This window comes from Mesorhizobium sp. P5_C1, assembly GCF_054049815.1.
Genome location: NZ_JBFULQ010000620.1, coordinates 1 through 2984, shown reverse-complemented (window position 1 = coordinate 2984; position 2984 = coordinate 1). Strand labels below are relative to the sequence as shown.

The following is a 2984-nucleotide window of genomic DNA, read 5'->3' as shown; positions in this document are numbered from 1 at the left end:
ATGCGCAGCACCGTTGCCGCCAGCACGCCGATGAGGATCGCCTTCTTGCGTTGTTCGGCCGGCAGGCCGGCGGCAGCAAGGCCGATGACGATCGCATTGTCGCCAGCAAGCACGAGGTCGATGGCGATGACCTGGAGCAAGGCGGTCAGGCTGGCAGCGCTGAAAATGTCCATCGACCGGAAGCCCTTGCTGATTTGCCGAGTGTTCGTCGATTATTCAGGACGGCCCTAACTTGGTGGTCCCTTGGCGTCAAGGGATCACTCACGGCGACGTGATCAAACCATCTTTGCACTGAAGCCGCGTTGAGGGAGCGGCCGCACGCGCCCGTAGCCGGGCAGAACCACCGCGGCCAACTGCCAATCAATCGTAGAGATTATACTTTGCCCACTCGGCTTCCGGAATCTCGTCGCCGATCCGATAGCGGAGCTGCAATACTTCCATATGGTCGGGCGCCGTCTGGCATTTGAATTTCAACCGGTACCATTGCCCCTTGCTACGAAATGCAGCACCCGGACTTCTGATCGCATCGGCGCCCATCTCGGGCGTCGCGAAGGCGTAGGCAACGACGCGATCCGCCTTGAACTTGCGATCGTCATGGGTGATCCGGTCGAGCACTTCGGCATCGCAACGCTGTTCAAGGCGGGTTTGGGGGTCGAGTTTCAACAGGCCGGCGCGCAAGGCATTGTCCATTGCGTTGGCCGGGAAACCCAGTGTCACGGACGCAAAACCCAGTGTCACGGACGCCAGGGCCATCATGCAGAGCTTCTTCATGGGTGGGACAAGCATCATATTTTACCGGAAAAATCAACCAAGGGGAGGGCCCCGAAGCCTGCAGGACCCTTCAATCAAACGGCCGGTTCGTTCAAAATTGCGTGTCGAGATTCATCATGCGATGGTTGCGGCCAACGGACCAACGAGGCACGGCCGGCATCCGTGAGATCGTAGAGGCCGCGGTCGACGCGCGCGAACCAGCCATAGACATTGTGCCGCAGAATCTTCGGCGCGATCGGCGTCAGCGCCGTCAGATCACGCGGACGCTTGGGTCCATCCGCCATGGCGGCGGCGCAGGCAAGCGCGCTTTGGCGATAGGCGGTCATGATCGGATTGCGCGATCCTCCTCCCGCAACGGGATCGCCGCGACGGCGCTGGTGCTCGTCGACCAGGCGAGAGCGCCGGTGCGCATTCTTGCGCGGCGCCATGGCGATCGGGCTGAGAAGCACCTCGACCCGGTCGCTCGCGGTCACGCCAAGCAAGCCGAAGCCAAGCCGGCGGCAGAGATTGCGAAACCGCGCATCGCTTTCGCGTCCCTTGCCGCGGGCCGACATGCGCGCGGCCAGCCACACCTCGTCGCAGGACGTCGCGCGGTCCACGCCCTGCAGCACGAGTTCAAGATTGAACTGCAGCTTCAGTTCGCAGATGACGACGATGGGCGGCTCTCCGTCGCGCAACGCGACGATGTCGCAGCCACCGATCTCACCCTTCACGACGAAGTCGAGGCCTTCGAGGAACCGCTTCACCGGCGCATAAAGTGAGGTCTCGTTCATACAGAGGAGACTTAGCCGATTCGGCGCAAAAAGCCTTCCTGCCAGCGCACAGCAGGAGACAGTCTCCTTTGCCGAACAGCTCTCCGTTGAGGACATGGAAGCCAGCGAGCCCAGCATCGCGATGCCTATGATCATGAAAAAGTGGCGCCGCCGTCCGGAAAATTAGAAACGACTAATGCACTTGTGTCGCATCAGTGTCGCAATCGCGCGATAATTAACCAATGCGCGATTGACGAACGCAGCGTGACGCGCGTCCTCCCAAGATGACCCCTCTGGTCCCYGCCGGTGGGGTTTTCTTTTTTCAATGAACCGTACTGGCGCTCGCGAAGGGGAAGCAAACCTGTCGCGACGCCGCCTTACGACGTCAGCCTTCCGCTTCAGTGGTCGGTGCTGCCGGACTAGATAGCTGCTTGCGGGGCTGGAGCGGATAGCCGATCTGACCAAAGTAGGTCGAAGGGACCGGATCATCGACGCCGTACTTCTCCGGCACCTTGTTGCCGGTGGCATTATAGGTACCGAACATCACGTCGAGGAAGGGCAATTGCCCGGCGAAGTTCTTGTCATAGGCTTCGCGCTGATTGGCGTGATGCCAGCGATGGAACTGCGGGCTGGCGATCAGCCACTTCAAAGGGCCTAACGAAATCCGCATGTTCGAATGGACCAACATCGTGTGCCATAAGTAGATGACCGAAAAGATGGCGATCGAGACTTCCGAGAACCCGAGGAAAAAGACCGGCGTCAGCGATATTGCCTTCGTGACTATGATGTCGACCGGGTGAGAGTGGAAAGCACCGAGCCAGTCCAACTCCTTGATGCCGTGATGAATGGCATGGAACTTCCAAAGCGCAGGGATTTTATGAAAGGCGCGATGTGCCCAGTAGACGCCGAGATCGGTGATCAGGATGATTTCCGCAACCTGTAGCCAGACGGGCTGACTGCCAACGGCTTGCGTTATCGATTGCGGGACAAGCATGGCAGCGAGCCCGAGGACACCGGCGGCCATCAAAACGACGGCCGCCTTTACGATGAAGCTGTTGAACAGCAGGTAGATCACATCGACGGCAAAGCCCTCGCGGAGGATCTTTTGCGGCCGCTCGGCAAAAAGATGTTCGAACGGAATGAAGATCAGCGCGCAGATCAACAGCGCCTTGATACCAAAGATATCCATTCACCCGCCTCTATCGCCCTGGCTTCGTGTCACCCGCGGAAAGCCGGTGATTCGCTAGTCTAGCGCGCAAAGCCACGTTTGATGCAATCGACCACCGCCCTTACCGGGGCGGATGCACGCCAGGTCGTGCTGGAGGTTATGGCGTCCTGGCGAGCCTGTGCGTCCCGGCTTGCCTTTCGCGCATGTTCAATCTCCTCGACCAGCCGCGAATTGTCCGAGCGCAGGTGCTCCAGTTCGGCATCGTTTTGCCGCGAGTGCACGCTGGCTATGTG

The 2984-nt window shown here is 59.9% G+C and carries 5 protein-coding genes; all 5 read right to left on the bottom strand.

Annotated elements, in window-relative coordinates; all coding sequences use genetic code 11:
- Nucleotides 1-173 (bottom strand): TerC family protein (locus tag ACXJ7R_RS28940; protein ID WP_457154816.1); only part of this gene is annotated, 173 nt, incomplete at its 3' end.
- 187 nt (nt 174-360) lie between these two features.
- Nucleotides 361-789, bottom strand: a complete 429-nt coding sequence (locus tag ACXJ7R_RS28935) for a DUF930 domain-containing protein (RefSeq protein ID WP_457154815.1) — start codon at nt 787-789, stop codon at nt 361-363.
- 56 nt (nt 790-845) lie between these two features.
- Nucleotides 846-1544 (bottom strand): DUF2161 domain-containing phosphodiesterase, encoded by a 699-nt coding sequence (locus ACXJ7R_RS28930; protein WP_457154814.1) that lies wholly within the window; start codon nt 1542-1544, stop codon nt 846-848.
- Between the two features lie 364 nt (nt 1545-1908).
- Nucleotides 1909-2712, bottom strand: coding sequence for a sterol desaturase family protein (locus tag ACXJ7R_RS28925; protein WP_457154813.1), 804 nt, complete (start codon nt 2710-2712; stop codon nt 1909-1911).
- A 59-nt stretch (nt 2713-2771) separates the two neighbouring features.
- Nucleotides 2772-2984: hypothetical protein (locus ACXJ7R_RS28920; protein WP_457154812.1), on the bottom strand; the 213-nt coding region annotated here is incomplete at its 5' end.